At 43.0% G+C, this 25,630-nt stretch carries 17 protein-coding genes and 1 pseudogene; 10 read left to right on the top strand and 8 right to left on the bottom strand.

What is annotated here, in order from left to right:
• The first annotated feature begins 114 nt into the window (after positions 1–114).
• Entirely contained in the window at positions 115–600 is a 486-nt protein-coding gene (locus V7L05_RS10285; protein WP_335164064.1) for an allophycocyanin subunit alpha-B, read from the top strand.
• 98 nt (positions 601–698) lie between these two features.
• Here the strand turns inward: V7L05_RS10285 and V7L05_RS10280 are convergent, their stop codons facing one another.
• From V7L05_RS10280 to V7L05_RS10270, 3 genes are all read right to left on the bottom strand, one after another.
• Positions 699–860: a hypothetical protein gene (locus tag V7L05_RS10280; protein ID WP_335164063.1), complete on the bottom strand. Its 162-nt coding sequence runs from the start codon at positions 858–860 to the stop codon at positions 699–701.
• Between the two features lie 419 nt (positions 861–1,279).
• Positions 1,280–1,591, bottom strand: a complete 312-nt coding sequence (locus V7L05_RS10275) for a type II toxin-antitoxin system death-on-curing family toxin (RefSeq protein ID WP_335164062.1) — start codon at positions 1,589–1,591, stop codon at positions 1,280–1,282.
• Positions 1,591–1,788 carry a DNA-binding protein gene (locus tag V7L05_RS10270; protein WP_335164061.1) on the bottom strand — a complete coding sequence of 66 codons (198 nt, stop codon included), beginning with the start codon at positions 1,786–1,788 and terminating at the stop codon, positions 1,591–1,593. The genes V7L05_RS10275 and V7L05_RS10270 overlap by 1 nt, the downstream gene beginning before the upstream one ends.
• Positions 1,789–2,156: 368 nt before the next feature.
• On the opposite strand from V7L05_RS10270, the gene purL reads away from it, so the two are divergent.
• From purL to V7L05_RS10255, 3 genes are all read left to right on the top strand, one after another.
• Entirely contained in the window at positions 2,157–4,532 is a 2,376-nt protein-coding gene (gene purL / locus V7L05_RS10265; protein ID WP_335164060.1) for a phosphoribosylformylglycinamidine synthase subunit PurL, read from the top strand.
• A gap of 344 nt (positions 4,533–4,876) precedes the next feature.
• Positions 4,877–6,376, top strand: a complete 1,500-nt coding sequence (gene purF / locus V7L05_RS10260) for an amidophosphoribosyltransferase (protein WP_335164059.1) — start codon at positions 4,877–4,879, stop codon at positions 6,374–6,376.
• Between the two features lie 486 nt (positions 6,377–6,862).
• The gene (locus tag V7L05_RS10255) at positions 6,863–7,429 is read left to right on the top strand and encodes a Uma2 family endonuclease (protein WP_335164058.1); all 567 of its coding nucleotides are present in this window, start codon (positions 6,863–6,865) and stop codon (positions 7,427–7,429) included.
• Positions 7,430–7,478: 49 nt separating this feature from the next.
• On the opposite strand, the gene V7L05_RS10250 is transcribed toward V7L05_RS10255, so the two are convergent.
• From V7L05_RS10250 to V7L05_RS10240, 3 genes are all read right to left on the bottom strand, one after another.
• On the bottom strand, positions 7,479–9,302 hold the full coding sequence (locus V7L05_RS10250; protein ID WP_335164057.1) for an ATP-binding protein: 1,824 nt from the start codon (positions 9,300–9,302) through the stop codon (positions 7,479–7,481).
• Between the two features lie 135 nt (positions 9,303–9,437).
• Positions 9,438–11,045: a DEAD/DEAH box helicase gene (locus V7L05_RS10245; protein ID WP_335164056.1), complete on the bottom strand. Its 1,608-nt coding sequence runs from the start codon at positions 11,043–11,045 to the stop codon at positions 9,438–9,440.
• Between the two features lie 368 nt (positions 11,046–11,413).
• Positions 11,414–12,715, bottom strand: a complete 1,302-nt coding sequence (locus V7L05_RS10240; protein ID WP_335164055.1) for a hypothetical protein — start codon at positions 12,713–12,715, stop codon at positions 11,414–11,416.
• 562 nt (positions 12,716–13,277) lie between these two features.
• Between V7L05_RS10240 and V7L05_RS10235 the strand changes: the two genes are divergently transcribed.
• From V7L05_RS10235 to V7L05_RS10220, 4 genes are all read left to right on the top strand, one after another.
• Positions 13,278–14,594: a FecR family protein gene (locus V7L05_RS10235; protein WP_335164054.1), complete on the top strand. Its 1,317-nt coding sequence runs from the start codon at positions 13,278–13,280 to the stop codon at positions 14,592–14,594.
• Between the two features lie 456 nt (positions 14,595–15,050).
• Positions 15,051–16,427, top strand: coding sequence for a glutathione-disulfide reductase (gor, locus tag V7L05_RS10230; RefSeq protein WP_335164053.1), 1,377 nt, complete (start codon positions 15,051–15,053; stop codon positions 16,425–16,427).
• A gap of 101 nt (positions 16,428–16,528) precedes the next feature.
• Positions 16,529–17,164, top strand: a complete 636-nt coding sequence (locus V7L05_RS10225; RefSeq protein WP_335164052.1) for a YqiA/YcfP family alpha/beta fold hydrolase — start codon at positions 16,529–16,531, stop codon at positions 17,162–17,164.
• A 104-nt stretch (positions 17,165–17,268) separates the two neighbouring features.
• Complete coding sequence (locus V7L05_RS10220) at positions 17,269–18,417, top strand: histidinol-phosphate transaminase (RefSeq protein WP_335164091.1); 1,149 nt, start codon at positions 17,269–17,271, stop codon at positions 18,415–18,417.
• 8 nt (positions 18,418–18,425) lie between these two features.
• Here V7L05_RS10220 and V7L05_RS10215 read toward each other — a convergent pair whose 3' ends face one another.
• Entirely contained in the window at positions 18,426–18,980 is a 555-nt protein-coding gene (locus V7L05_RS10215) for a hypothetical protein (protein ID WP_334945366.1), read from the bottom strand.
• Positions 18,981–19,598: 618 nt separating this feature from the next.
• Positions 19,599–20,231 (bottom strand): GNAT family N-acetyltransferase, encoded by a 633-nt coding sequence (locus V7L05_RS10210; protein WP_442937131.1) that lies wholly within the window; start codon positions 20,229–20,231, stop codon positions 19,599–19,601.
• A gap of 1,008 nt (positions 20,232–21,239) precedes the next feature.
• Here V7L05_RS10210 and V7L05_RS10205 point away from each other — a divergent pair.
• Both V7L05_RS10205 and V7L05_RS10200 read left to right on the top strand, forming a co-directional pair.
• A complete protein-coding gene (locus V7L05_RS10205; protein WP_335164051.1) occupies positions 21,240–24,833 on the top strand; it encodes a response regulator in 3,594 nt (1,197 codons plus the stop codon).
• Between the two features lie 68 nt (positions 24,834–24,901).
• Positions 24,902–25,630: pseudogene (locus V7L05_RS10200) on the top strand (hypothetical protein); the annotation flags it as partial.

The following is a 25,630-nucleotide window of genomic DNA, read 5'->3' as shown; positions in this document are numbered from 1 at the left end:
CTCCCCACTCCCCCCAAAAAGATAAGTTCAATACATAAGTAGCTCCTATCTCTTCACTTGTGTACCTCCGACTCGCTAAACTAACAGATAATATTTCAGGTGATTTCAATCATCATGACTGTAATTAGCCAAGTTATTCTCAAAGCCGACGACGAACTGCGTTATCCCAGCAGTGGCGAACTTAAAAATATCAAAGACTTTTTGCAAACCGGCGTACAACGGACACGGATTGCGGCTACCTTGGCCGAAAACGAAAAAAAGATAGTTCAGGAAGCAACCAAACAACTTTGGCAGAAGCGTCCTGACTTTATCTCCCCCGGAGGTAATGCTTACGGAGAACGCCAACGCTCTCTATGTATCCGTGATTTTGGCTGGTACTTACGTCTAATTACTTATGGCGTGCTTTCCGGTGACAAAGAGCCAATTGAAAAAATTGGTTTGATTGGCGTGCGGGAAATGTACAATTCATTGGGCGTTCCCGTGCCTGGAATGGTAGAGGCGATCAATTCCCTCAAAACAGCCTCCCTTGGCTTACTGAGTGCGGAAGACTCTGCTCAAGCAGCACCCTACTTTGATTACATCATTCAAGCGATGTCTTAATACATACAAAGTGTGTGCTGGTTCTGTGAGTATACTTCCGGTCTACTAGAGTGAGTGCAATATCTTAGCACTCGCTAGACATAAGATCCCCAATTTGATCATACCTTCCCCACATTTGGTAGTGACTCTGGCAAAATCTCTGTCAAGTTATCAACCAGTTGTGGGGAAATTTTATGGGCATTGGGCATTGGGCATTGCTCAAAGGCGAAATGACATATACATACAAAAAACCGACAGTCCTTGATTAAGGCTGTCGGCAATTAAGTGTGTTCCCTATTAATGACTCGGCTAGAGTTCAGTTGTCATTAATTATCTCTAGTTAGCGATCGCAGAGAGACGATCCTAATCATACATAAATGTGATTCTCGTCACTTGATTGTTACAGCTAAACTGCATATACTCAAATAATCTCTGGTTTACAGTATATTTCAGCAACGTATAGTCTCATAAATTGCAGTTAAATTACTTAGTAAAATTATCTTTAAACATGGCGCTTCAATTTACAGAAAAGTAGAAGTGCGTAGCTTGCAGCACTTCGACCGCGCTCTGTTACCACCGTAGGCATCGCCTAAACACAAACCTATTTTCAGATGACTTATAGAAAGTCTGGCTTTGGTACTATCTGATTACGAAGCCATTCGGTAAACTTGTCTCGTCCTAACTCACCAGATGCAACTTGTCAAATTACCTGCTCTTGTTCATCCAGCGCTGCGTTAATCTCAAAACCATTCAACACTAGAAATACTTCCATCGCCGCGTGACCAATGCGTTTATTACCATCCATGAAAGGATGGTTTTTAATTAGGGAAAAACCCAGGGCAGAAGCTTTTTCAACTATTGTAGGGTAAAGTTCCTCACCAGCAAATGTCATTTGTGGTTGAGCGATCGCTGATTCTAATCCACCCATATTGGAAATACCTGCCGATCCACCTGACTGCTCAACTATGCGATGATAGAGTTCCAACACCTCTTCTAGGGTGAGATAGCGCATCACGCCAACCGCTTGTAAAGTTCAGTGTTTTTCTTGAGTACGTAATCCATCGCACCTTTGAAAGATGCGTTTGGTTTATTTAGTACTTCTTCAATACCCATTAGGACTAATTCTTCTATTGATACGCCAAGGTTTCTGGCGGTTTCTTGCAGCTTCAATAAACGCTCATCGGGAATTTTGATGGTAATGGTGTTCATGATCAAATAGGAGGCTTGAAGATACTAGTACAGCAAGGCGGAAATAAGCAGACCATTAAAAGCTACGAAAATTTGATTGATCCCAAGACTTAAAAATGGTATCTGTATTTACGCCGCACAGTACTAGTACTTTAGCACTGCAAAAATGTCAACCTCTAGGCGTAACTGCCTCAATAAGCTTATTTCGAGAGTAGACCTCTTGCAAAAGTCCCTAACACCCCACCCCCAGCCCCTCCCCGCCTGCGGGGAGGGGAGAATTTGACGTAAGTCAAAGGCGGGGTGGGGTTCTTTTTTTGATTTATGCAAGAAGTCTAGTGACTAAGAAATCGATAGAATAATGCTCTATCCCCCCAGAGTGCATTACTTCCATGACTGCAACCTCAAAACCAGCCTTTTCTGCGGAAGAAATCGCCGCAGAAGGTTTAAAGCCAGAAGAATATGAAGAAATTGTCCGCAGGTTAGGACGTCATCCCAACAAAGCTGAACTGGGAATGTTTGGGGTGATGTGGTCTGAGCATTGCTGTTACAAAAATTCACGCCCATTATTAAAACAGTTTCCCACGACAGGCGATCGCATCCTCGTGGGGCCTGGTGAAAATGCTGGTGTTGTAGATTTGGGCGACGGACTCCAACTAGCCTTTAAGATTGAATCCCACAACCACCCCTCAGCTGTAGAACCATTTCAGGGAGCCGCAACGGGAGTAGGTGGTATTCTCAGAGATATCTTTACAATGGGTGCGCGTCCCATCGCTCTATTAAATTCCCTGCGCTTCGGTTCTTTAGAAGATGCCAAAACTCAAAGGCTGTTCCAAGGCGTAGTGGCGGGAATTTCACATTATGGTAACTGCGTTGGAGTACCCACCGTTGGCGGCGAAGTTTACTTTGACTCTGCTTACTCTGGTAATCCTCTAGTGAATGTTATGGCACTAGGGTTGATGGAAACAGCAGAAATCGTCAAATCTGGAGCATCTGGCTTAGGCAACCCCGTGCTGTATGTTGGTTCCACCACCGGGCGCGATGGCATGGGAGGCGCGAGTTTTGCGAGTGCAGAATTGAGCGATCAGTCAATAGACGATCGCCCTGCTGTGCAAGTGGGCGATCCATTTTTGGAAAAGTCGTTAATTGAAGCTTGTCTGGAGGCGTTTAAGACAGGTGCAGTTGTCGCCGCGCAAGATATGGGAGCGGCGGGGATCACCTGTTCTACCTCAGAGATGGCGGCTAAAGGCGGTGTGGGAATTGAACTAGATTTAGATAAGATTCCCGTCAGAGAAACGGGGATGGTTCCCTATGAATATCTGCTTTCGGAATCTCAAGAACGAATGCTGTTTGTTGCTCATAAAGGGCGTGAGCAGGAATTAATCGATATTTTTCACCGTTGGGGACTTCAAGCCGTTGTTGCTGGTACAGTTATCGCTGAACCTATCGTGCGGATTTTCTTCCAGGGTAAAGTAGCAGCAGAAATTCCGGCTGAGGCTTTGGCGGAGAATACCCCACTCTATCACCGGGAATTATTGACAGAGCCACCAGAATATGCGCGTCAAGCTTGGGAATGGACTGCTGATTCCTTACCTGATTGCACAACTGCTGGAATAGAACTCCAAGGACACCTGCAAAGCTGGAATGATATTCTGTTAACTTTGCTCGATACACCCACGATCGCTTCTAAAAATTGGGTATATCGTCAGTATGACCATCAAGTACAAAATAATACCGTAATACTCCCAGGTGGTGCAGATGCATCTGTTATCCGTTTGCGCCCCCTAGAACAAATCCCCAATCTAAAATCCCAAATCCAAAATCTAAAATTAGGAGTTGCGGCGACGGTAGATTGCAACCCTCGTTATGTTTATCTTGACCCCTATGAAGGAGCTAAGGCAGTGGTGGCAGAAGCTGCACGCAATCTTAGCTGTGTGGGTGCAGAACCTCTGGCGGTGACAGATAATCTGAATTTTGGCTCTCCAGAAAAACCGATTGGTTACTGGCAATTAGCAGAAGCTTGTCGCGGTTTGGCGGAAGGTTGCCGAGAATTGGCAACACCAGTTACAGGCGGAAATGTCTCTTTGTACAATGAAACCCTCGATTCCCAAGGCATTCCACAACCCATTTATCCCACTCCTGTTGTCGGTATGGTGGGCTTGATTCCCGATATAACCAAAATTTGTGGTCAAGGTTGGCAAGCATCCGGCGATGTGATTTATCTTCTCGGATTGCCTCTGACATCCCAAATCAGTTTGGGAGCATCGGAGTATTTAGCTACTATCCACAGTACTGTTGCCGGACAACCGCCACGGGTAGATTTTGACTTAGAACGCCGTGTCCAAAAAGTTTGTCGTGAAGGAATTCGTAATGGTTGGGTACGTTCAGCCCATGATAGTGCTGAGGGAGGAGTAGCGATCGCCATCGCCGAATGTTGCATTGCTGGCAACCTTGGTGCCGAAATCAAGTTAGAAATAGCACCAACGCAGTTAAATCGCCTCGATGAGGTGCTATTTGCCGAAGGTGGTGCCAGAATTTTAGTTTCTGTAGCATCAGCACAACAAGAAATTTGGGAATCATATTTACAGGAACATCTCGGTCAACAGTGGCAAAAACTAGGTACTGTTGCTAATTTTGAGACGGATTTGGGGGTTTTCACCACTGATAACCAAGCCTTAATCAAAGTTAGTATCGAAGATATGAGCGATCGCTATTCCCATGCGATCGCCAGACGTCTCGCCATGCCCACCACTACTTCTGAATACTGAATCCTGAGTATTTAGACTTCACTCATCACTCATTACTCAGAACTATTAGCGTCTCTGAGCATAATTACGGTACTGTTTTAATAGATGGTTAAAGATTTGTTAAGAACTCTACCACCATCTATCCAGATAATCCCAGTGACTTGACTACCGATTTTAGATTTGGAATTTTAGATTTTGGATTGGTGGCGTTGCTTCTGGTTCATGTCTTGCTCCTAGTGGGCGAAACAAATCTAAAATAGCCAGTCTCAAATCCCAAGCCGCATCCCTACTATGGTGCGATCAATCCAAAATCGTCAATCTAAAATCCAAAATTGATTGACCCCCCCACCAGGAGCAAAGCTAGCATGATTTCTATTCATTCTGTCACTTCGGATGAATACCCCGATCAGACCAACAACCCAATCAATAGTCATGAAAATCAGTCTGACAAGCCAGAAGAAGCTTGTGGTGTTTTTGGCATCTACGCCCCAGGAGAAAACGTTGCTAAACTGACCTACTTTGGATTGTATGCCCTCCAGCATCGGGGTCAAGAATCAGCTGGTATTGCCACCTTTGAGGGAACACAAGTACATCTTTACAAAGATATGGGCTTGGTGTCTCAAGTTTTCAATGAATCCATCTTGGATCAGTTACCTGGTAGCCTTGCTGTTGGTCACACTCGTTATTCCACCACAGGTTCTAGCCGCAAAGTTAATGCCCAACCCGCAGTACTGGAAACTCGTTTAGGTTCATTGGCATTGGCACATAATGGCAATTTAGTCAATACTGTGCAACTGCGTCAAGAGTTGGTTGAGAATAAATGTAACTTAGTCACGACAACAGACTCAGAAATGATCGCTTTTGCGATCGCAGAAGCCGTCAATGCTGGCGCAGATTGGCTAGAAGGTGCAACTCAAGCATTTCACCGTTGCAAAGGAGCCTTTAGTTTAGTCATTGGCACTCCCATTGGTGTTATGGGTGTCCGTGACCCCAATGGCATTCGCCCCCTAGTAATTGGCACTTTGGCTGGTAATCCAGTCCGTTACGTTTTGGCTTCGGAGACTTGTGGTTTAGACATCATTGGAGCCGAATACCTGCGAGACGTAGAACCAGGTGAATTAGTTTGGATTACTGAAGAAGGTTTGGCTTCCTATCATTGGAGTCAAAAGTCCGAGCGGAAATTGTGTATCTTTGAGATGATTTACTTTGCCCGCCCTGATAGCATCATGCACAACGAGAGTTTGTACAGCTACCGAATGCGGTTAGGGCGGCAACTAGCTAAAGAATCTGCTGTAGATGCCGATATTGTCTTTGGTGTTCCTGATTCTGGTATACCTGCTGCGATCGGATTTTCCCAAGCTTCTGGTGTATCCTACGCCGAAGGACTGATTAAAAATCGCTATGTTGGGCGAACTTTCATTCAACCAACCCAAATGATGCGCGAGTCAGGTATCCGCATGAAACTCAACCCCCTCAAAGACGTGCTGGCAGGTAAACGAGTGATCATCGTAGACGACTCGATTGTACGGGGTACTACCAGCCGTAAACTAGTCAAAACCTTGCGTGATGCTGGTGCAGTAGAAGTACATATGCGAATTTCTTCTCCGCCTGTAACTCATCCCTGCTTCTATGGCATCGATACCGATTCTCAGGATCAGCTAATTGCTGCTACCAAGTCAGTAGCGGAAATTGCCAAGCAACTGGAAGTAGACAGCCTCGCCTATCTTAGTTGGGACGGAATGCTAGAAGCGACACGAGAAGACACCAATAGTTTCTGTTCTGCCTGCTTCACCGGAGATTATCCCGTAGCGATTCCTCAGCAAGTGAAGCGTTCTAAGCTGCTCTTAGAAAAGGTAGTAGTGTAGGGGCTAGTAGCGCTTTGCGTAATTCGTAATTCGTAATTCGTAATTAAGTTTTAGCAAGGGTTTCAGGCATTAAAAATGAATGGGCGGCTTATTTACGCCGTACTGGACTAGAGAATGAGGAACAAGGGGAGGAAAGAGTGAATAATAACTCCTCACTCCTCACTATTAACTAATTTTCAATTTCCACTCAGGCTAAAATAGGTAAATACTCTAACAATACCTTTGCCAAAATAAGAGCCTACAACAATTTCGGCAAAAACTGGCAAAATTCCCTATACATAAGCATTTAGCGTCCTAGGTGGCTGAGACTGCCAGAACCTTTATACTGTGGGCAATACGTTAAAAAAACCTTGTGGTCAACCTGAAAGGAATTTTTAGGACTTATTGTTTTTGCCAAACCGAGCGAGAACAGCGAGTTAATAGTGAAAGCGTCATCAACTCACCCTCGTAAATTGGCGAAGGTATTGACTCTAACAGAGATGATTTATGAACCAGCCGATATCTGAGAGAGTGCGCTGGACTACCACCGACTTAGAATTGTTTCCAGATAACGGGAATCGCTATGAAATTATCGACGGGGAATTGTTTGTAACTAAAGCGCTTCACTGGAATCATCAAAAAGCCTGTGCCAGAATTTGTACTACCTTGGATAATTGGTCACAAGTTACTTCTTTGGGAGAAGTTGTGACTGCTCCAGGAATAATTTTTGGCGATAATGATAATGTGATTCCTGATGTTGTTTGGGCTAGCAATGAAAGATTGCCCCTACTTTTAGACGAGGCCGGGCATTTGACTGGTGCACCAGAACTCGTTGTAGAGGTGCTATCTGATGGTAGTGAAAATGAAAAGCGGGACAGGGAACTTAAACTAAAGCTTTACTCAGCAAGAGGTGTGAGAGAATATTGGATTGTGGATTGGCGCAAGCAACAGGTGGAAGTATATCGACGCGAACAAGCAAGTTTAAAGTTAGTTGCTACGTTGTTTAATGGTGATGAATTGAGTTCACCGATATTGCCTGATTTTAACTGTGCGATCGCACAATTATTTACTTAACGAATTAGTCTATAGTTATTATTCTCATCTTCCTTTTAGTGCCAGAAACTTATTCTTCTTGCTCCAAGAATTGTCGAGCAATACGTCCCCAATCAACACGGGTATCTTGAGCCATTTGCCGTCGTCTACCATCAGGTTGTTCGTCCTCATATCGCGCCCAAGCCATGAGTAACAACTTTAGCCCCTCCAGAGAATTTGTTAGACGAGAGCGAAGCGTTTCTTCATCGACTCCCTCAACATCCTTTTCTAGAATCTCAACCAAGTTTTTATATGCAGGGTGATTAGTGTTTAAGGTAACGATAATCGCACCGCCTTTTGGCTTGACCGAAAAGAAAGCAGCTGTTTCTAAATCAGCCTCAGCAAAAACGTATTTTAAGCCATCATCAACAGTCTTTGCTGCTAGTAGAATTGCTTGGCTTTCTGTCACACCTTGCTCGTTTAAAGTTTCTTCAATACCTTTTTGGCGCTTTTCCTTTGGTAAAGACTCTTGTTTATCACTTTCACCTTTATGACCTTCTCTTTTCCGCTCTTCTGTAACTACAGTCGCTACTTCTTCTGCTTTAGTCATTTCATATCGTTTCGATCCACCACTGCGAGAACCTTTGGTTTGTGCTTCAAGTAAACGACGGATAATACCAAGCTGAGACCTTATCTTTTGAGCAATATCTAGCAGTGGGCCTCTAGGATCGTCATCTTCTCTAAACTCTTCTTTGAGTTGACTGATTGTTTTCCCCTCTTTAAGAAGAAATTCAATATCAGGATTTAGTAATTCAGCAAAATTACGAGCAAATTGTTTATTATTGGTGACACCAAATAAGTCATCAAGTGCTGGAGGAAACTCTACCTCAATTCCCCACCAACGCTCTGTTGGGTTAGCATTGACTAAAGTTTGATCTAGTTCAAGTTCGCGACCCGCACGAACTACCGAAATGCCAACATTCTTAGCAGCATGTTGTCCGTGAGGAAGACTTCCTGGGTTTTGTCCGCCGGGAGCTTGACGCGCCTCTTCTTTAGCATAAGAAAAGCTAATTTTCACTGAATGTTGTTGACCGCGAAAATCAATTGTTAAAGTAATTTCATAATGTTTTTCTCCTTCCCAAGGCTGAAACATTGGAGTGTCATGAAAAGGCTTAGGGCAAGAAGTTGTTGCGATTAAGTAACCAGGATCGTTGGGTAAGGCGAACTTTTCGGTGACGTTGCTTGGATTTTGAAAATCAAAATAAATCATCCGAATAGAAACTTGATTGCTTTCTAAGAATCTGCGATATATCCTGCCAATAAGTAGTTCAGAATTATTAATAATGGTAGCTCCGGTTCTCCATATGCAACGGTCAATATTAGACCAAACGACCAATGTTCCACTTTGACCAAAACTATTGCTAACTCTACTCCAGATACTGGGAACTGGTTTTAACTCTGGATTTGGAACTTCAGTCTGAATCTTTTTTTGAATTTTGTCTAGGTCTAAGTAAGTATAAAGAGCATTTTCTACACCGTTCTTCCAACTCCAGACTTCTACTTTTTGGCATTGAGAAACTGAAGAAGATGGCAATCCCATGCCAAAACGCCCAATTCCTGTATGCTTTTCTTCTTCTAAATACATTCCGTTCCCAAATTGGAGTGCTAAACGCAAAGTAGTTGAATCCATCCCATTACCATTGTCTAAAACGGCTATTTGATGAATGCGTGTCCGTCGCCTTTCTTCTATTAACATTTGCGTCTCACCACAAAGAAGCTCAACTTGAGTGGCTCCGGCTTGTATGGAATTATCTATGAGTTCAGCAAGCGCATAAGCGGCATTTTTGTAACCGTTGTCTCGCATTGCTCTCACTGCTAGATGTGCCGGAACTATGTCATGAGAATTAATAGCCATACATTTAGTTATTTGTATAATCAATCTCAATTACAGTTATACTTCGCTAAAACCCTGCCTTAGTATTTATTTTGATTTTGTATGTAAAAAAACTGCTAATATTGGCAGAGCAAAGCCCTAGCAGTTTCCCCCCTATTAGCTCCAAACATCTTCCCAGTTGTTGAATGCTTCTGCAACAGAACCAAATCCCGGTAAGTCACTATCAACAACGGTCACAATCTCAGCAGTTTCATTACCACCTGCTTTGACACCACGAATGACGCGTCCTACCATCTGACCGTACAGAACAAGCGACTTTGTAGGACGTGCAATCACAGCAGCACTGGTTTTTGGTGCATCAAATCCAGTTGTAAGAACACCGTAATTGCAGATAATCTGAGTTTTAGCAGAGTCATCTTTAAAACTGTTAATTATACGAGAGCGTTCTTGTGGGGGAGTATTGCCAGTTACGGAATAGGCTTGCCATCCTCTGGTTCGCAGTACCGTAGCAAGAAGGTTTGAGTGCTGTACGGAGATAGTGAAAACCAAGATTCGTTGGTGACGCTGACCAAGATCCTCGATTTCTAGAAGAATGCGAAGATTTCGCTTTTCGTTTTCAGCCAAGCGGTCTAGAATCTTCTGGGGCAAATCCAGTTCCTCTTGAATTAGTTGTAAATCTTTTCCAGATAAACTCAACCCGCTTTGATAAAAAAGTGGACGGTATATTGCCCGTGCTAGATATTGTTCTGAAACTAGGTAATCTATAGGATTGTCATAACCTGGAACTTCCAAGGTAACTTTGCGTTTAGCAAAGAATTCTGAAAGTTCTGTATCTGACTTAATATCTGCCCAAGTCCGACCGGGTGTGGCTGTTAACCCAAGCAGACCTGTGTATTGATAGGGTACGACTAGGGAATCTAGAACTAGTTTATAAGTTTCGGCAATAGCTTGATGTGCTTCATCAATGACAACTAGCGAACAACATCTGCCCAACTGGTTGATAAATTGGATACTGCGTTTTGTGCGGCTGTAGATTTTAGAAAGCCCAGCAATGATTATACCGTCTTGTAGTTCATCCAAATCGAGTTTGTGATTGCCCCAAAAGCGATATATCGATACTTGGCGATCGCCCAGATATTTCCACGCTTGCTGAAATTCGGTTGCTGCTTGTTCGCATAGTTCTTCACTGTATGCCAGCCAGATAACTATAGTTGGTTCGTTTAGACGCAAGTGATCTGCAATGATATTCATGGCAGTACGCGTTTTACCTGCTCCAGTGGGCATATGCAGCAGCACTCGCCGTGGTTCTTGTTTAAGGTGCTGTTTGACTTTTCGGGCTGCTATGCGTTGATGAACAAACAAAGGATACAGTGAAGCTACTAATTCTGATGAAAGAGTTTCGATAGACTCCTCAATTTGTGGCACAGTGAGTTCAAAAAACTCAAAAAGGGCACATTCCCGGTCAGAACCACGACGCACTTGTACTTCATTGAGAGCTTGGAAGACATCACCAGTATTTGAAACCTGCATAATTGTAGCTAGAATCTTGGCTTGTTCTGGACGCAACAAATCCAAAAGCAGGGTACGACTGTCTTTTGATAGGAGCAGGCTCTCAGGAGTATGCAAACCCATCAAAATTTCTCGCAGGTATGTAGGAGTAACTGCGCTAGGGTCTAGTAACTTAATTAAACGGACTGCTGCACTACCAAGCAAAATTTGTAGTATTTCATCATCAGCTCTTGATACTAAATCATCAAATTTCAACTAAACCCCCATGCAAGCTGCTGCTTTACCCAATGCTGTCCATAAACGACTTGTAAACTCTGATGAGCGATTTAATTCTACTTACTTATCAATACCTTCGCCAATTTACGAGGGTGAGTTGATGTATTAACTCCCTTGTCTATAAGGTTTGGCAAAAATAATAAGTCCTAAAAATTCCTTCAAGTTTTCCCGCAAGTGTTTTTTAACGTATTGCTTGCAGTATGAAGGGTTTGAGCATCCAAGCTCCGTTGTCAACTAAACGCTTATGTATGGGTGATTTTGCCATTTTTGCCGAAATTTTTGTAGGCTCTTATTTTGGCAAAGGTATTGGCTAAAAACGAGTTAATTTTTGTAATTCCTAACTTTCATCAAAACTGACCTAATTGCAAATTGTAATTAATACTGAAGAACCAGCCATCAAAATCAATGTTTTCGTCGGTTGAACTACCTAAACTCACTCCAGCCTGCACATTCATATTAGTGGTATCGGATATTTGGTAATTTAAGTGCCCGAATAGGCGATGGAATTGATCTTCTCGATCGCGCTGTGTAAAGTCAGAGAAGTTCGCCTGGTAGTCAATACCAACCTGGAGAGGCTTTTGCAAATAGTAGTTTAGAGAAACCCAAAAGGAATTGATTATCCGATTACGACTTAGGGGATCAGCAAAATTTACACTCAATTCGTAGAAGCTATCTAGGGTTAATTTTGGAGTTAAGGAATCTCGCCGTCCCAAAGACAGTTCCAGGGAATTCTCATTTAAAAAGCGATCGCCTGCTTTAAAGCTATCCAAGCGATCGCTGTTATTGGCATAAAATAACTGTTGATTACTCCAACTGATTTCTCCGTACATTCGCTGGGATAGCTGCTGGTAAATACTGAGATTGAATCTTACTTGGTTGTAATGGTATTGTGACTGATTTAGATAACGAATCAGATTGCCATCAATTGAGCCGTTTAAATAAGTCTTAGATCCTAAAGGGAAATATGCAGAGGCTAACGTCAGTCCAGAAATAACAAAACCATCTTCTATTGGACTATGATTTGAGGAAAAAATGTTATTTGTCTGGAAGTAGCCTACACGGGCTTGTAGAGAGCCTATGGGTTTAAACTGAACTACAGGTTGTTGTGTTGGTGGAAGTGGCTGCTGTTCTAAGGGTAGTAACCGCACACGCAACCCCAATTCGCGATCGCTATCAGACTCAGGTTGTAGTTTTGGCGATCGTAGCAGCTGTATTAGCCTCTCTAGCCTTTGAGAGTAATTTATCTCAGGTGTATTTAATAGTTGCTCTTTTGAGTCTGGAGGAGATGTAGGCAAATTACTTGGCTGCGATTCTAGCTGTGGCGGGTCATCTTGCTTTTGAGTATCTTCAGGTTTTCCGGTTGTGCCTGGGGCTTGAGTTATTTCTCGTGTTTGCTGTGCCAGATTTAACGGCATCTGGGAATCGAAAGGATGCAACTCACTGGCCTGCTTGCACAAAGAGTTAATTACCTCTTGCTCCAACTTCTGACATAACTGCTGATAATTTAACTGTGTGCTTGCTAAATTTTGAGGATGCCAAATATCTGTATTTGCAGATTCTGCCGCATCTACTCTAATGCAACACCAACTTCCACCACTGGACGCTAAAAAAATACAAAAAAACAAATTCTTCCAGTTCTTGAGTCGCATCTGATTAGATCGCGTTGATCGCGTTTGGCAAATGTAGACCTACAAGCTCTATCGGAAGTTCCGACTCAGAATATACAATTGAGTGCATCTATTTTAGCTTTGTAGGTATATACTGAGACTACAAACTCAAATTGCTGCTTTTCGGATTTTTTCCGAGATTTTTTTGCAAAACTGAGATGCTCCGATCCAATTTTTGCTGAACTTTAGTGAAATACAGCCAGTGATTCATTTCACAACAGATCCCAAACAACTCCTTTTCCCACATAACTGATGACCCTGTGGCTGATCTGATGAGAAAGGATTACCTGTAAGGTACTGCTCATTTAATTGTTTATATCAAGTACTAACTTTGAAATCTGTCACAGATTTTATTGCATACTATGTCAGTTTGAGAAGAAAAACTTAAATAAACTCAACACATAGTTTATTTGTTATCTATTTTATGCATTAAATGTAAACTAAAATTCAAACAATTTTACCTAAAAAACTTCCTCTAACAATTAGCAACAGCTTAAAAATTTAACTTTTTTGGTATTAGTTGAAATTTCCAAATTCTCAAACTATGTTTCATAAATCGTTTCCACTATTAGTGATTGGTTTATGGGGAGTTATAGTACTGCCTTTGCCAAACCGGGTAAATGCCATAACTCCTCTGACGCGAGCAGAGATTCAGAACCTCCGCAACTTGGTACAACTGATACCCAGAGATAGACAGAAGAAGCGTCCTGCACGCAAATCAGATGCAATGATTCCTGGGGATGGGTTGTCAACTGGTCGAGCTTCCCTCGCAGACTTGCGTTTTAACGACGGCTCTTTGGCACGAGTTGGGGAACAGGCAATATTTGAATTTTTACCAAAGACTCGCAGCTTTAGACTATCAAATGGAACCGCATTGCTGCTTATCCCACCTGGAAGGGGGCAAACACGTATACAAACGCCAAGTGCAGCAGCAGCAATTCGTGGTTCAGCATTATTTGTACGCTACAACCAACAAACAGATACCACGATTGTGGGTGCGCTGACAAATAGCGGCATTGAAGTTTCTAATAAGGAAGCTTCTCAAACTCAGGTGCTGCAAGCAGGACAGATGATGGTTATAGTTAAAGGCAAATTTCAGGGCTTATACGATTTTGATCTCAGAAATTTTTATCAAATGAGCGATTTGGTTCGGGGATTTGATTTGACTAAACAAAATCTTACGCCTAAGTCCGACCCCGCGATCGCTAGCGTTCAAGCTGAAACTGCTGCGGCTTTGAATGCACAGTCGCCAATAACAGGTCAGGGAGTAGTTGAAAACCCATCTTTTGCAGACCTAACTACTAGTCCTTCAACTTCCTCCACCAACCACATTATTACAAACGATTCCCCAGTCCACCCTATTGAAGATAATTCCCTATTAAATTCCTTTGAGGATGCAGGACAAGTCCTTTCAAATACTCAGCAGCGTCCTGGGAAAAATAACGCTAATAGGACGGTAAATCCTCCAGTAATTCCTCCAGTCACTCTTCCAGTAATTCCTCCAGTCGAGCCTCCAGTAATTCCTCCAGTCACTCTTCCAGTAATTCCTCCAGTCACTCTTCCAGTAATTCCTCCAGTCACTCTTCCAGTAATTCCTCCAGTCACTCTTCCAGTAATTCCTCCAGTCATTACTCCAGTAATTCCTCCAGTCACTCTTCCAGTAATTCCTCCAGTCGAGCCTCCAGTAATTCCTCCAGTCATTACTCCAGTAATTCCTCCAGTCGAGCCTCCAGTAATTCCTCCAGTCGTGCCTCCAGTAATTCCTCCAGTCGAGCCTCCAGTAATTCCTCCAGTCGTGCCTCCAGTAATTCCTCCAGTCATTACTCCAGTAATTCCTCCAGTCGTGCGTCCAACCACCTGAAACTCTCCCAGAACCGAAGTACTAGACGCCCACTGAAACGGGAACAGCAACCCCTTTCAGACTATTCGGAAATATCAACCACATCAAACTGCTGAGGTAACTTGTATTAGAACGTCTCATCAGTTGATTTCTCATTGTTGAGGACAGGGTAAACTACCTGACCTTGTTAGGACTTTCAGACTTGTAGGAATATTTTATAAACTTAGTTTTTCCAACGTAGCAGCTGCATAGATTTATACTCAGCGCTAGAGGCAGAATTATAACAAGTGTTAACTACTGCCTTTACAGCCACCAAAGCAAAAAGTGATATTCCCTACGACGAGATAGCATCTGCTAACGCTAGATTAATTCAAGGACAGGACTTACACAGGATTTACCGGATATCCTAATATAGTTCAATCGCATTCTGTGTAAGTTCCCAGGAACTAACTTGTTGCTAAAGAGATACATAAATTTATGACTTTTGATTACGACCTGTTTGTAATTGGTGCGGGTTCTGGAGGTTTGGCGGCTTCCAAACGGGCGGCTAGCTATGGGGCAAAAGTAGCGATCGCTGAATATGATTTAGTTGGTGGCACTTGTGTAATTCGCGGTTGCGTTCCCAAAAAACTCATGGTCTATGGTTCTCACTTTCCTGCACTGTTCAGTGACGCCGCAGGCTATGGCTGGAAAGTGGGTAATGTAGAGTTTGACTGGGAATATTTCATTACATCTATAGATAAGGAAGTTCGGCGACTGTCGCAACTACACATCAGCTTTTTAGAAAAAGCGGGTGTGGAACTAATTCCTAGTCGCGCTACATTGGTAGACCCCCACACCGTAGAAGTTGATGGACGCAAAGTTACAGCAGACAAAATTTTAATTGCTGTTGGTGGGTATCCTGTAAAGCCAGATTTATCAGGGATGGAATATGGCATTACCTCTAACGAAATCTTTCATCTAAAAGAACAACCAAAACACATAGTTATTATTGGCGCTGGTTATATTGGCACAGAATTTGCCTGTATTATGCGCGGTTTAGGTTCTGAGGTGACGCAAATTACCAGAGGTGAAAAGATTTTGAACGGGTTTGATGATGACATTCGCATAGAAATCGAAGAGGGCATGACAAACCACGGAATTCGGCTGATTAAGAATAATGTGGTAAAAACAATTGAACGCGTACCAGAAGGGTTTAAACTAACTTTATCAGGGGACGACCAAGAACCACTAATTGCCGACGTGTTTTTAGTTGCGACCGGTCGAACTCCCAATGTAGATGGACTAGGTTTAAAAAACGCTGGGGTTGATATTGTCGCTAGTTCTATCGAAGGGCCTGGATATCCTACCACAAGTGCGATCGCAGTCAATGAATATAGTCAAACTAGTCAACCGAATATCTTTGCCGTTGGCGATGTCACTGACCGAATTAATTTAACTCCCGTAGCCATTGGTGAAGGTCGCGCCTTTGCCGATAGTGAATTCGGGAATAACCGCCGTGAATTCAGTCACCAAACTGTAGCCACGGCCATATTTTCTAACCCAGAAGCCGCGACAGTCGGCTGGACAGAAACCGAAGCACGGGAGAAATTTGGCGATGCTGTAACAATTTATCGCGCTCGCTTCCGCCCCATGTACCATAGTTTGACTGGTAAGCAAGAGAAGACAATGATGAAGTTGGTGGTTGATAGCAACACTGATAAAGTGCTAGGCGCTCACATGGTAGGTGAAAACGCAGCAGAGATTATCCAAGGTGTGGCGATCGCAGTTAAAATGGGCGCAACCAAAAAAGACTTTGATGCCACTGTCGGTATCCATCCCTCAGCCGCAGAGGAATTTGTCACAATGCGGTAATAAAAGTTAGGAGTTAGGAGTTATGAGTCATGAGTTTAAGAAAGGAACTCATAACTTAAAATTTAAAATTCCTAACTTCTCACTCCTAACTATCTTTTGCCTTGCACTACATATATCTTCACGGCTTTGCTTCCAGTCCTAATTCTGCCAAAGCGCGGGATATAAGCGATCGCTTTACCCAAATTCAGACAAAGGTGAAAATTCCCGACTTGAATGCTGGTGATTTTTCCCAGTTGACAATCACTCGTCAGCTAACTCAAGTTGCCGCCCAATTCAATAATGATTCTACACCAGTAACACTCATTGGCTCAAGCTTGGGCGGTTTGACTGCTGCTCACTTGGGACAGCAAAATTTAGAAGTGCAACGCTTAGTTTTGCTAGCACCAGCTTTTGGTTTTTTATCCCATTGGCTACCCAAGTTAGGGGGTGAGCAAATACAGAGTTGGCAGCAAGAAAAATATATCATGATCTACCACTATGGGGAGCAGCGATCGCTTCCTTTAAGTTACGATTTCGTTACAGATGCCGCGCAATACCAAGAAAAGCTTTTGCAACGTCCCATCCCCACACTGATTTTGCATGGAAAAAATGATGAAGTCATCCCCATCGAAGCCAGTCGTGACTTTGCGCGTTCGCGTCCTTGGGTGGAGTTAGTCGAACTCGATAGTAACCACGCCTTGGGTAACGTTATGGAAGAAATTTGGCAGGCAATTCGCCTCTTTTGCCAGTTACCTTAAAGCTGTAAAATAAAACTCACACATAACTAATGTTCTTAGTCATTTGCGCTTTGTTTAGTTACTAATGACCAATGACTAATGACCAATGACTAATGACTAAAATTATGCTTCCCTTCATCCGGTCAGATTTAGCACAATTCACCGCTTATAAACCCCACCCCAGTAGCGATACAGCCGCATCTGTCCCGGCGCAGTTCGATCGGCTGGATACAAATGAAAGCCCCTACGATTTACCACCTGAGTTAAAACAGAAGCTGTCCTGGACGTATCAGCAAGTAATTGAAACAAATCGTTATCCCGATGGCGGACATGAAACACTTAAGGATGCGATCGCACAGTACGTCAATGAATCAGCCGGACTCTCATCGTCCTTGTTTACTGCTGCCAATATTTCTGTTGGCAATGGTTCAGATGAACTAATCCGCTCATTATTAATCGCCACTTGTCTAGGAGGAGAAGGTTCAATTCTCGTTGCCAATCCGACTTTTTCTATGTACGGAATTTTGGCACAAACTTTGGGTATTCCTGTAGTGGCGGTGGGTAGAAATGAAACAAATTTTGAAATTGACTTAAAAGCAGCACAGTCTGCGATCGAACAAACTCAAAATCCCCCCATTCGCGTAGTTTTCGTAGTGCATCCCAATTCGCCGACAGCCAATAGCTTAACTACGGCAGAGTTGGCATGGTTAAGAAGTTTGAGCGAGCATATTTTGGTAGTAATTGATGAAGCTTACTTTGAATTCAGCGAAACTACCCTAGTAGGTGAATTAGCACAACGCTCTAATTGGGTAATATTACGTACTTTTTCTAAAGCCTTCCGATTGGCAGCTCTCCGTGTTGGCTATTGCGTTGCTCATCCCGAAGCGATCGCCATCTTAGAAAAAGTTCGCTTACCCTACAATCTCCCCAGCTTTTCCATAGCAGCAGCATTAGTTGCTTTACAAAACCGTACACTCTTGCTAGAGTCAATTCCCCAAACCTTGAGTGAACGAGCCAAACTCATCGAAATTTTGTCCCAGCAACCAGAACTACAAATTACTGCCAGCGCTGCTAACTTTATTTACCTACGTCTGAAACCAAATGGCTTTAATTCACAAGATGCTGCATTAAAAACTTTCCACCAGAAACTTAGAACACTCGGCACTCTTGTGCGACACATAAGTGGAGGATTGCGAATTACTGTTGGGACAATAGAGGAAAACGCCCGCACCGTTAATCGAGTCCAAGCTGCTTTGGCAAATTTGGAATTTTAGCAATTGACTTAGTAATGAAATCGGTTGTCCACCTCACTACCCAAACGGCGTACTATTCCGACTGTTTGTGGCAGCACACCTACTAAAAAAGCAAAAGCAACATCCGGCAGAAGAGCCACTATTTCTGGTGGAAAGTATTGTTCAAACTGATCGAGAATCTTTTGGACTCGCTGCCCAGGCACTGGGTTTTCTGTAATTTGTTTGATCAATCGAATCCACTGTCGCCTAATCAAGTAAGCCTTCTGACGTTCTTCATTACATTCAGGAGTTAATAAAGACAGATTACCTATGGGCAATGCCCTTTGGCAATCACAATCGTAATCCCCACCCACAGCAGCCCCAGGACCAGCAAACTCTGCATGGTAGCGCTTAAAAAGTATTAATCCATTTCGTCTACGACTATTGACGATGAAAACTTTTCCACTGTGTAAACGTGTAAGGATATCCGAGCCTTGCGATTGCTCAGTTCCATCTGCCATGACAACAGAGTCAAGGAAACTAGTTTCAGGGTAATAAGTTGATATCATAGAGGTCTGATAGCGTCGATGCTGTTCGCTATCCATGTTTTTTAAACTTTCAACGAATTTGGTAGTAGTATGCACTTCAAAACGTAACTAGTTGTTATGTTAAATCAGCTTTTTGAATTCTTTTATTATCAAGAGTCTTTTAGTCAATTTAACTAAGATAGTAATAAACAGGCATTGTTTGGTAATTGAGTAATCATATTTTATGAGATATAACTAGATTTGTCTCCAAATTCGGAGAGTGTTTTCTTAAAGTTTTTATAAAGATAAATATCTTAATTACAAAGTTATTATGAGGGATTGCTGATTTTCTAAATTAATTGTAAAGCTATTTCCATTATAATTTATTTATTTCTCTATATAAAATACTCTCAACTAAAATAGTTATTATTTAATGACAAATAAAAAAAGACATAATATAACGTTTGATGATTTAAATTAAGTTTTCCAAAGTTATACTTTTATGAATAATAAAAACTCTAAATAAAATATCCTTAAAAGAATTATCTAAGGCTGTATATCTAGCTATTTAGCTATATTTAGCTAATATTGACTGAGTTCTTAACTAGATTAATTTGTACTTTGATTATCGATATTGGTGAGAGATTTTCTCCAAACTAATTACAACATAAAAATTTACAATTGCCAAAATAAAATTCAGATAGTGGAATCAGCACTCAGATGCTTGTGCAAGAACATCTGGCTTGAGCGTCCTAGTAAAAACGTATTCCAATTGGATTCCACTTTATCCACCCGATATCCCGCCTTGAAATAAAGTTGCCTTGCCTGATGATTATTTTCTAAAACGTGGAGATATAAGTCTTGAAATCCCCACTCGCGAGAGACTTTTTCACAGCTAGTCAGTAACCCTGAAGCCACACCATGTCTACGGTATTTTGGGTGAACCGCTAAATTAGATAAGTAAGGAAAACCCATACCAACCTGGCTCCACGAATCACTGTAACGTACACCTAGTTCCACACTTCCCACTAAATTATTAGCCGCGCCAGTACTAGTTTCAAAGGCGACTAAACAAATATGACGCGGCAAAGGTGATGCCATGCGATGCCTTAAGTCTTCATAAATACCCAAACGTAGCAATGGAAAAGCCCATCCCCACATACCCTTTTGGGAGTGAAAGCTTTCAGCAATAATTTGGGCAACGCCGATTAAATCAGCAGGTGTAGCTGTACGAATTTGAAATTGGCAGCAAGCTGGATCGATTGGCTGTTGCTGGTATGGATGAAAAAACCGATATTTCAAGGCGAGTTTAGTATTGATTTTATTCAACGAAAATGTTCTCAAATATCCTCAAACACCATTTAAACTGAATAAAAACTTCATATCTACCCAGGAGATTGAACTGATCTAAGATTGCTAATGTGCTTTTGCCTGTGGAGCATACAAAGTTTTAGACTTGAGTTTGGGGCTTTATAGCCTGGATTTTTGAAAGAGTCTTAGAAGTTACAGCTTCATAAATCTACAATCTTTCCCTTGCTTTAGGTAAGGAGGATATCAGTGTGTTCACCAGAAAAACATCTGTAAAGTCGTACCGTACAGGTTTAGGTGAATGGGTAGATAAATAGCATAACCTGTCCGTAGGCATAACCTACAAAATTGTTAAGTAAGTACACCACCGACAAACTCTGGTTGCAAGCCACCTTTGGTTGCAGTACTGAACTTGTTTATGCAATTGCTACTACACTAACAGGACTTTGCTACTAGGTTATGGGAACAGGCTGTACAGCTACTGGGGAAGAATCTGCAAGATTCCTAATCCCTAACTTCTTAACCACTACGACTTGTCTTAATGATAGTTCTGATTGCTAAATTAGAAAGAGGTATTTGTCTAATAGTATACTTTGGCTTTAAATCTTATTGTTTTAATATTACTGACTCTACCATGACTACCAAAAATAAAATTTACCTGCAAGTGTTAGTAAAACGGCTGCGGAGGGAAAACTTAGTATGCAGCTATCATCTGGATTTTTCAGCTAGCTATGAGCGCTGTATGTGATATCAGACATTGCTCACAGGAGGTGAAAGAAGATTTGGCAAGCAAGCATCGACTCTGTAACCCTAAAACTGACTATGAAAGCAATTACACTGCACCAAAGCAAACGGTAATGGGCATAAGCCATTGAGACGAATTACTGTGAGTAAACACTCCTACACTCAGCAGTCATGTAACCAAACAGCCTTATTGGTCAAAATGCTCTGCTCTTACCTGACTCAGAAAAATCCTTACCTGATCAGATTATTCTTTATCCGACTGCCGTTGCAGCAGGAAGGCGGTGCATGAAATCCCCAGCAAACAGTAAGCCGAAAATTTTGGTTGTCGATGATGAACCAGACAACCTTGACTTGCTTTACCGCACTTTCTATCGTGACTATAAGGTGCTAAGGGCAAACTCTGGGCCTGCGGCACTTGATCTGCTGGCTCAAGAGGGAGAGGTCGCAGTGATCATCTCCGATCAGCGGATGCCGATGATGAGCGGTACAGAATTTTTGAGTCTCACAGCAACTCAATATCCAGATATTATTCGGATTATTTTAACTGGCTACACCGATGTGGAAGACTTGGTGGAAGCAATCAACGCTGGTAAGGTATTCAAATATGTCACTAAACCGTGGGAAGCAGAGGAACTCAAAGCAGTGGTACGCCAAGCTTTGGATACCCACAATGTCCTCAAAGCCCGCACCCGCGAACTTACCCGTACACTCCGACAAGAATCGCTGCTGAATACCGTAACAAATACGATTCGCAGTGCTTTAGACTATCGCCAAATTTTGCAGGCAATTGTAGACACAGTGGGCCATATGTTGGAGGTGGATGTATGTCTGTTGCGTCCCTTTCAAGATGAGCAGTTGGCGGATAAGGGATTCATTTATCAGAAAGCTCTTTCTGAAGAAGCAGGGGAAGTTGCAATAAGTCTTTCCCCTCTCTCCCCAAAGGGGGATCTGAGTCCCAGCATCCCCAGCCCTCTGCCTATTTTGGCTCAGACGGTGTGGGAAACCCGCGAAGTCCAGGTGATTCACGATGTGATCGATGATGAGCGTATTCACGGGAATACTCCCGAACTGCGCCAACGTGAGGCAGCTTTTGCAGCTGCTAACATTTGTTCTAGTTTAGTTGTGCCATTGATCTGCCAACAAGAACTAATGGCAGTGCTGGCATTGCATCAGTGTTCTGTACCTCGCTTCTGGGGGGATGATGAGGTGCAGTTAGTGTTGATGGTAGCGGATCAGGCAGCTTTAGCTTTGTCTCAAGCTTATGCTTACGAACAAGTACGTGGACTTGCCAAGCGAGAAGCCCTAATTAATACGATTACTAGCGCGATTCGCTCTAGCTTAGACCCCCAAGATATCTTTGCGGCGATTACCCAGCAATTGGGACAAGCTTTACAAGTCGATGGTTGTGTCCTGTCTTTGTGGACAGAGGAAGATGAGTTTGCCGAGTGTGTGGGCTTGTATGACAGTTTTCAACAACCGGAAAATTTGCGTAGGCACAGCCCACCCCAGGCATTGCCAGTCCCAGAGAAAAATTTAAGTAGCAATAAGAACTTATTAACTCAGAGAATACCCTACTCTCAAGCATCTATACAGGAGAATCCAATCCTCCAACAAATGCTAAAGACACATGAACCAGTGGTAATTGGTAATGTCAGCCATTCTCTCTCAGGAGTGCAGGGTTTTGATTTGCCTTTGAAAATGCCAGGGCGATCGCTAATGTTTGTGCCATTATTGGCTGATGGTAAATGTATCGGTAGTATTACCCTGCATGAAGGTAACAAAGTCCGCCGATGGCTGTTATCTGATATTGATTTGGCGAAAGCAGTAGCAGCTCAAGCCGCGATCGCTGTCCAGCAGTCACACTTGTATCAAAAAACTCGTCAACAAGCTGAACGCTTACTGGAATTAGATAAACAAAAAACCGAATTTTTCCAAAATATCTCCCATGAGTTTCGCACTCCCATCACCTTGATTCAAGGGCCTTTAGAGTCGGCGGTGGCGGCTGGTGAGGGATTATCTTACTCCCAAAGTGCGATCGCCCTGCGTAACTCCCGCCGCCTGCTGCGACTGGTAAATCAACTGCTGGATTTACAACGTCTGGATGCGGGGAGAATGCAGCCTAGTTTCCATCCCTGCGATTTAGTCGAATTTGTCAGCCAAATTGTCGAGTCTTTTCGCCCCTACTGTGAGAAAAAAGGACTGCATCTGACTACCTACTTAGATGAATGTCCTACGGTGTACTTGGATATGGAAAAATTTGACAAGGTGGTTTATAACCTTCTGTCAAATGCCATGAAGTTTACTCCTGAAGGTGGGACGATCGCCGTCAGACTAAAATCTGAGGGCAATCGTTGCATATTGCAAGTACAAGATACTGGAATTGGCATTGTTAAAGAACAAATTCCCTATCTATTTGAGCGCTTCCGCCAAGCTGAAGGTTCAGCAAACCGCTCCTATGAAGGCAGTGGTTTGGGTTTAGCTTTAGTTAAAGAATTGGTAGAATTACATGGCGGTCAAGTCACTGTAGAATCAGTTTACGGCGAAGGCACTACCTTTTGTTTATGGCTTGTGACTGGAAATGCTCATTTACCTGCACAGCAAGTACTAGAAACGTCTATCGAACTGAACACCAGCCGCGCTAGCGTAGAATTGGCTGATTTAGAACTGGTAGAGTCAACAACAGACAATATTGAAGATATTACAAGAAACTTCTCCCCCACTATTGATACTCAAGACTTAACACTTAAGACCCAGCAACGCCAGACCGCTCAACAAGGGGAACCCCTGCAGACGGCTGGCTCCTCAATTTTAGTTGTAGATGACAACCCGGATCTGCGAAACTATGTATCTGAGATTTTCCGCCGCAACGGCTATCATGTGCATACAGCTCGTAACGGTTCTGAAGGGTATGCGATCGCTAAGGAAATTATACCCAACTTGATTGTGACTGACTTAATGATGCCCTTGGTGAGCGGACTTGAGATGATTCAGATGATCCGCAATCAGGACAAGTTGAGAGGAACACCAATCATTCTGCTGACAGCGAAAGTAGACGAGGAAACCCGCATCGAAGGTACAGAACATGGGGCGGATGCTTATTTAGCAAAACCATTCAATGACCGGGAACTTTTGGCGGAAGTTCGGAATCTTTTAGGATTGAAGGAAAATGAACGGCGAATCGTGGAGTTAAATACTTATCTAACAGAATCGGTGCTAAAGCGCTTTTTACCGGCTGTGTTAGTGCAAAAAGCCGCAACCGGAGATTTAACCTTAGATTTGCGCCCAGAACCACGCTTAATTACAGTTTTGTTTAGTGATATCGTCGGTTTTACACAGTTAGCAAATACTCTCAGATCCCGGCGAGTAGCAGAGTTGCTAAATGAATATTTAGCAGCCATGACCAAGGTTGTATTTAGCAATGGCGGCACTGTAGATAAATTTATGGGAGATGCTATCTTAGCTTTATACGGAGCGCCAGAAGAACTAACCCCTAATGAACAGGTACGTCGTGCCATCAATACAGCTAGAGCAATGCACCACTCTCTGACTGAGTTGAACCAGCGCTGGCGAGATCAAGGTGTATTCGATGGCGACAAACTTACTGGCGTACAGTTCCGGTGCGGTATCCACCAAGGTACTGCTGTTGTGGGGATGTTTGGTAGCGCTGAACGTGCCGATTATACTGCCATCGGCCCAAGTGTGAATATTGCTGCAAGGTTGCAAGTTGCCGCTCTTCCCGGTACTATTCTGGTTTCTGCTGCCGTGGCAGATTATTTGCAGGAAGAAGAAATTACTAAAGGTAGTCCGCTAGAACTTAAAGGAGTAGATGAAACAGTTTTGACTTTCGTTGTTAAACCAGAGATAATCTTTAATCGCTAAAATTTAAACTGGTATTTTAAAGCATTAGCAATGAATAAGAGTGCCTAATCATATCCAGTTTCGATAATATGACACCATCGGTTGCAGACAAAACTCCAATTCCAGCCAAGGTCTGGAGACGACACACCGACCCACCCGGTCTGTGGATTTCTGTCGTTATAGCTTCAGTCTCTCTGCACTTGCTGGCGTTCTGGCTGATGCGCTCATCTAATGCATTTAGTCTGTGGTTTCCCCAGCAAAGTCAATCTGCTGTTCCCATTGAATTGATAGACATTACTCCCAAAACAAAATCAAAATTAATAGCCAAAACAGTTTCGCCAAAGCCACTATCCTCAACTCAAAAGTCTGTAACAGCACCTTCACCACAAACAGGACGAACTCCGCCCAGAAATCAAGATTTTGGCCTAATAAATTCTGCGGATAATCTCCAGAAAAAGAACCGAACTTACGCCTCTCAACCTAATAGCAAACCTTTTAAGCAACAGAGAGTTTCTACGCCGACACCTACAGCCACACCAGAACCTACAGCCACGCCAAAACCTACAGCCACACCAAAACCTACAGCCACTCCAAAACCCACACCTACAGTTCCAGTCGGTAATTTACCTTGGAACCGCCGTCAAGAAATCAAACTGGGAAAAGGAACGCCACTACCAACAGGTATTCCATCAAATCCACCAGTTTCGGAAGCTGAAAATAGAAAAACTCCAGCAACTCCCACCAGACAAACCTCGCCAACTCGAACTAGAGAAACTCCAGCAACTCCCACCAGACAAACCTCGCCAACTCGAACTAGA

It is taken from the genome of Nostoc sp. (assembly GCF_036917755.1).
Taxonomy (GTDB): Bacteria; Cyanobacteriota; Cyanobacteriia; order Cyanobacteriales; family Nostocaceae; genus Nostoc.
This window is presented reverse-complemented; position numbering and strand designations above follow the sequence as displayed.

What these genes read in the sequence shown, in the direction of transcription:
- V7L05_RS10285 (WP_335164064.1), top strand. Translation starts at nt 115, where the DNA reads ATGACTGTAATTAGCCAAGTTATTCTCAAAGCCGACGACGAACTGCGT.
- V7L05_RS10275 (WP_335164062.1), bottom strand. Translation starts at nt 1,591, where the DNA reads ATGCGCTATCTCACCCTAGAAGAGGTGTTGGAACTCTATCATCGCATA.
- V7L05_RS10270 (WP_335164061.1), bottom strand. Translation starts at nt 1,788, where the DNA reads ATGAACACCATTACCATCAAAATTCCCGATGAGCGTTTATTGAAGCTG.
- purL (WP_335164060.1), top strand. Translation starts at nt 2,157, where the DNA reads ATGACTGCAACCTCAAAACCAGCCTTTTCTGCGGAAGAAATCGCCGCA.
- purF (WP_335164059.1), top strand. Translation starts at nt 4,877, where the DNA reads ATGATTTCTATTCATTCTGTCACTTCGGATGAATACCCCGATCAGACC.
- V7L05_RS10255 (WP_335164058.1), top strand. Translation starts at nt 6,863, where the DNA reads ATGAACCAGCCGATATCTGAGAGAGTGCGCTGGACTACCACCGACTTA.
- V7L05_RS10250 (WP_335164057.1), bottom strand. Translation starts at nt 9,302, where the DNA reads ATGGCTATTAATTCTCATGACATAGTTCCGGCACATCTAGCAGTGAGA.
- V7L05_RS10240 (WP_335164055.1), bottom strand. Translation starts at nt 12,715, where the DNA reads ATGCGACTCAAGAACTGGAAGAATTTGTTTTTTTGTATTTTTTTAGCG.
- V7L05_RS10235 (WP_335164054.1), top strand. Translation starts at nt 13,278, where the DNA reads ATGTTTCATAAATCGTTTCCACTATTAGTGATTGGTTTATGGGGAGTT.
- gor (WP_335164053.1), top strand. Translation starts at nt 15,051, where the DNA reads ATGACTTTTGATTACGACCTGTTTGTAATTGGTGCGGGTTCTGGAGGT.
- V7L05_RS10220 (WP_335164091.1), top strand. Translation starts at nt 17,269, where the DNA reads ATGCTTCCCTTCATCCGGTCAGATTTAGCACAATTCACCGCTTATAAA.
- V7L05_RS10215 (WP_334945366.1), bottom strand. Translation starts at nt 18,980, where the DNA reads ATGGATAGCGAACAGCATCGACGCTATCAGACCTCTATGATATCAACT.
- V7L05_RS10205 (WP_335164051.1), top strand. Translation starts at nt 21,240, where the DNA reads ATGAAATCCCCAGCAAACAGTAAGCCGAAAATTTTGGTTGTCGATGAT.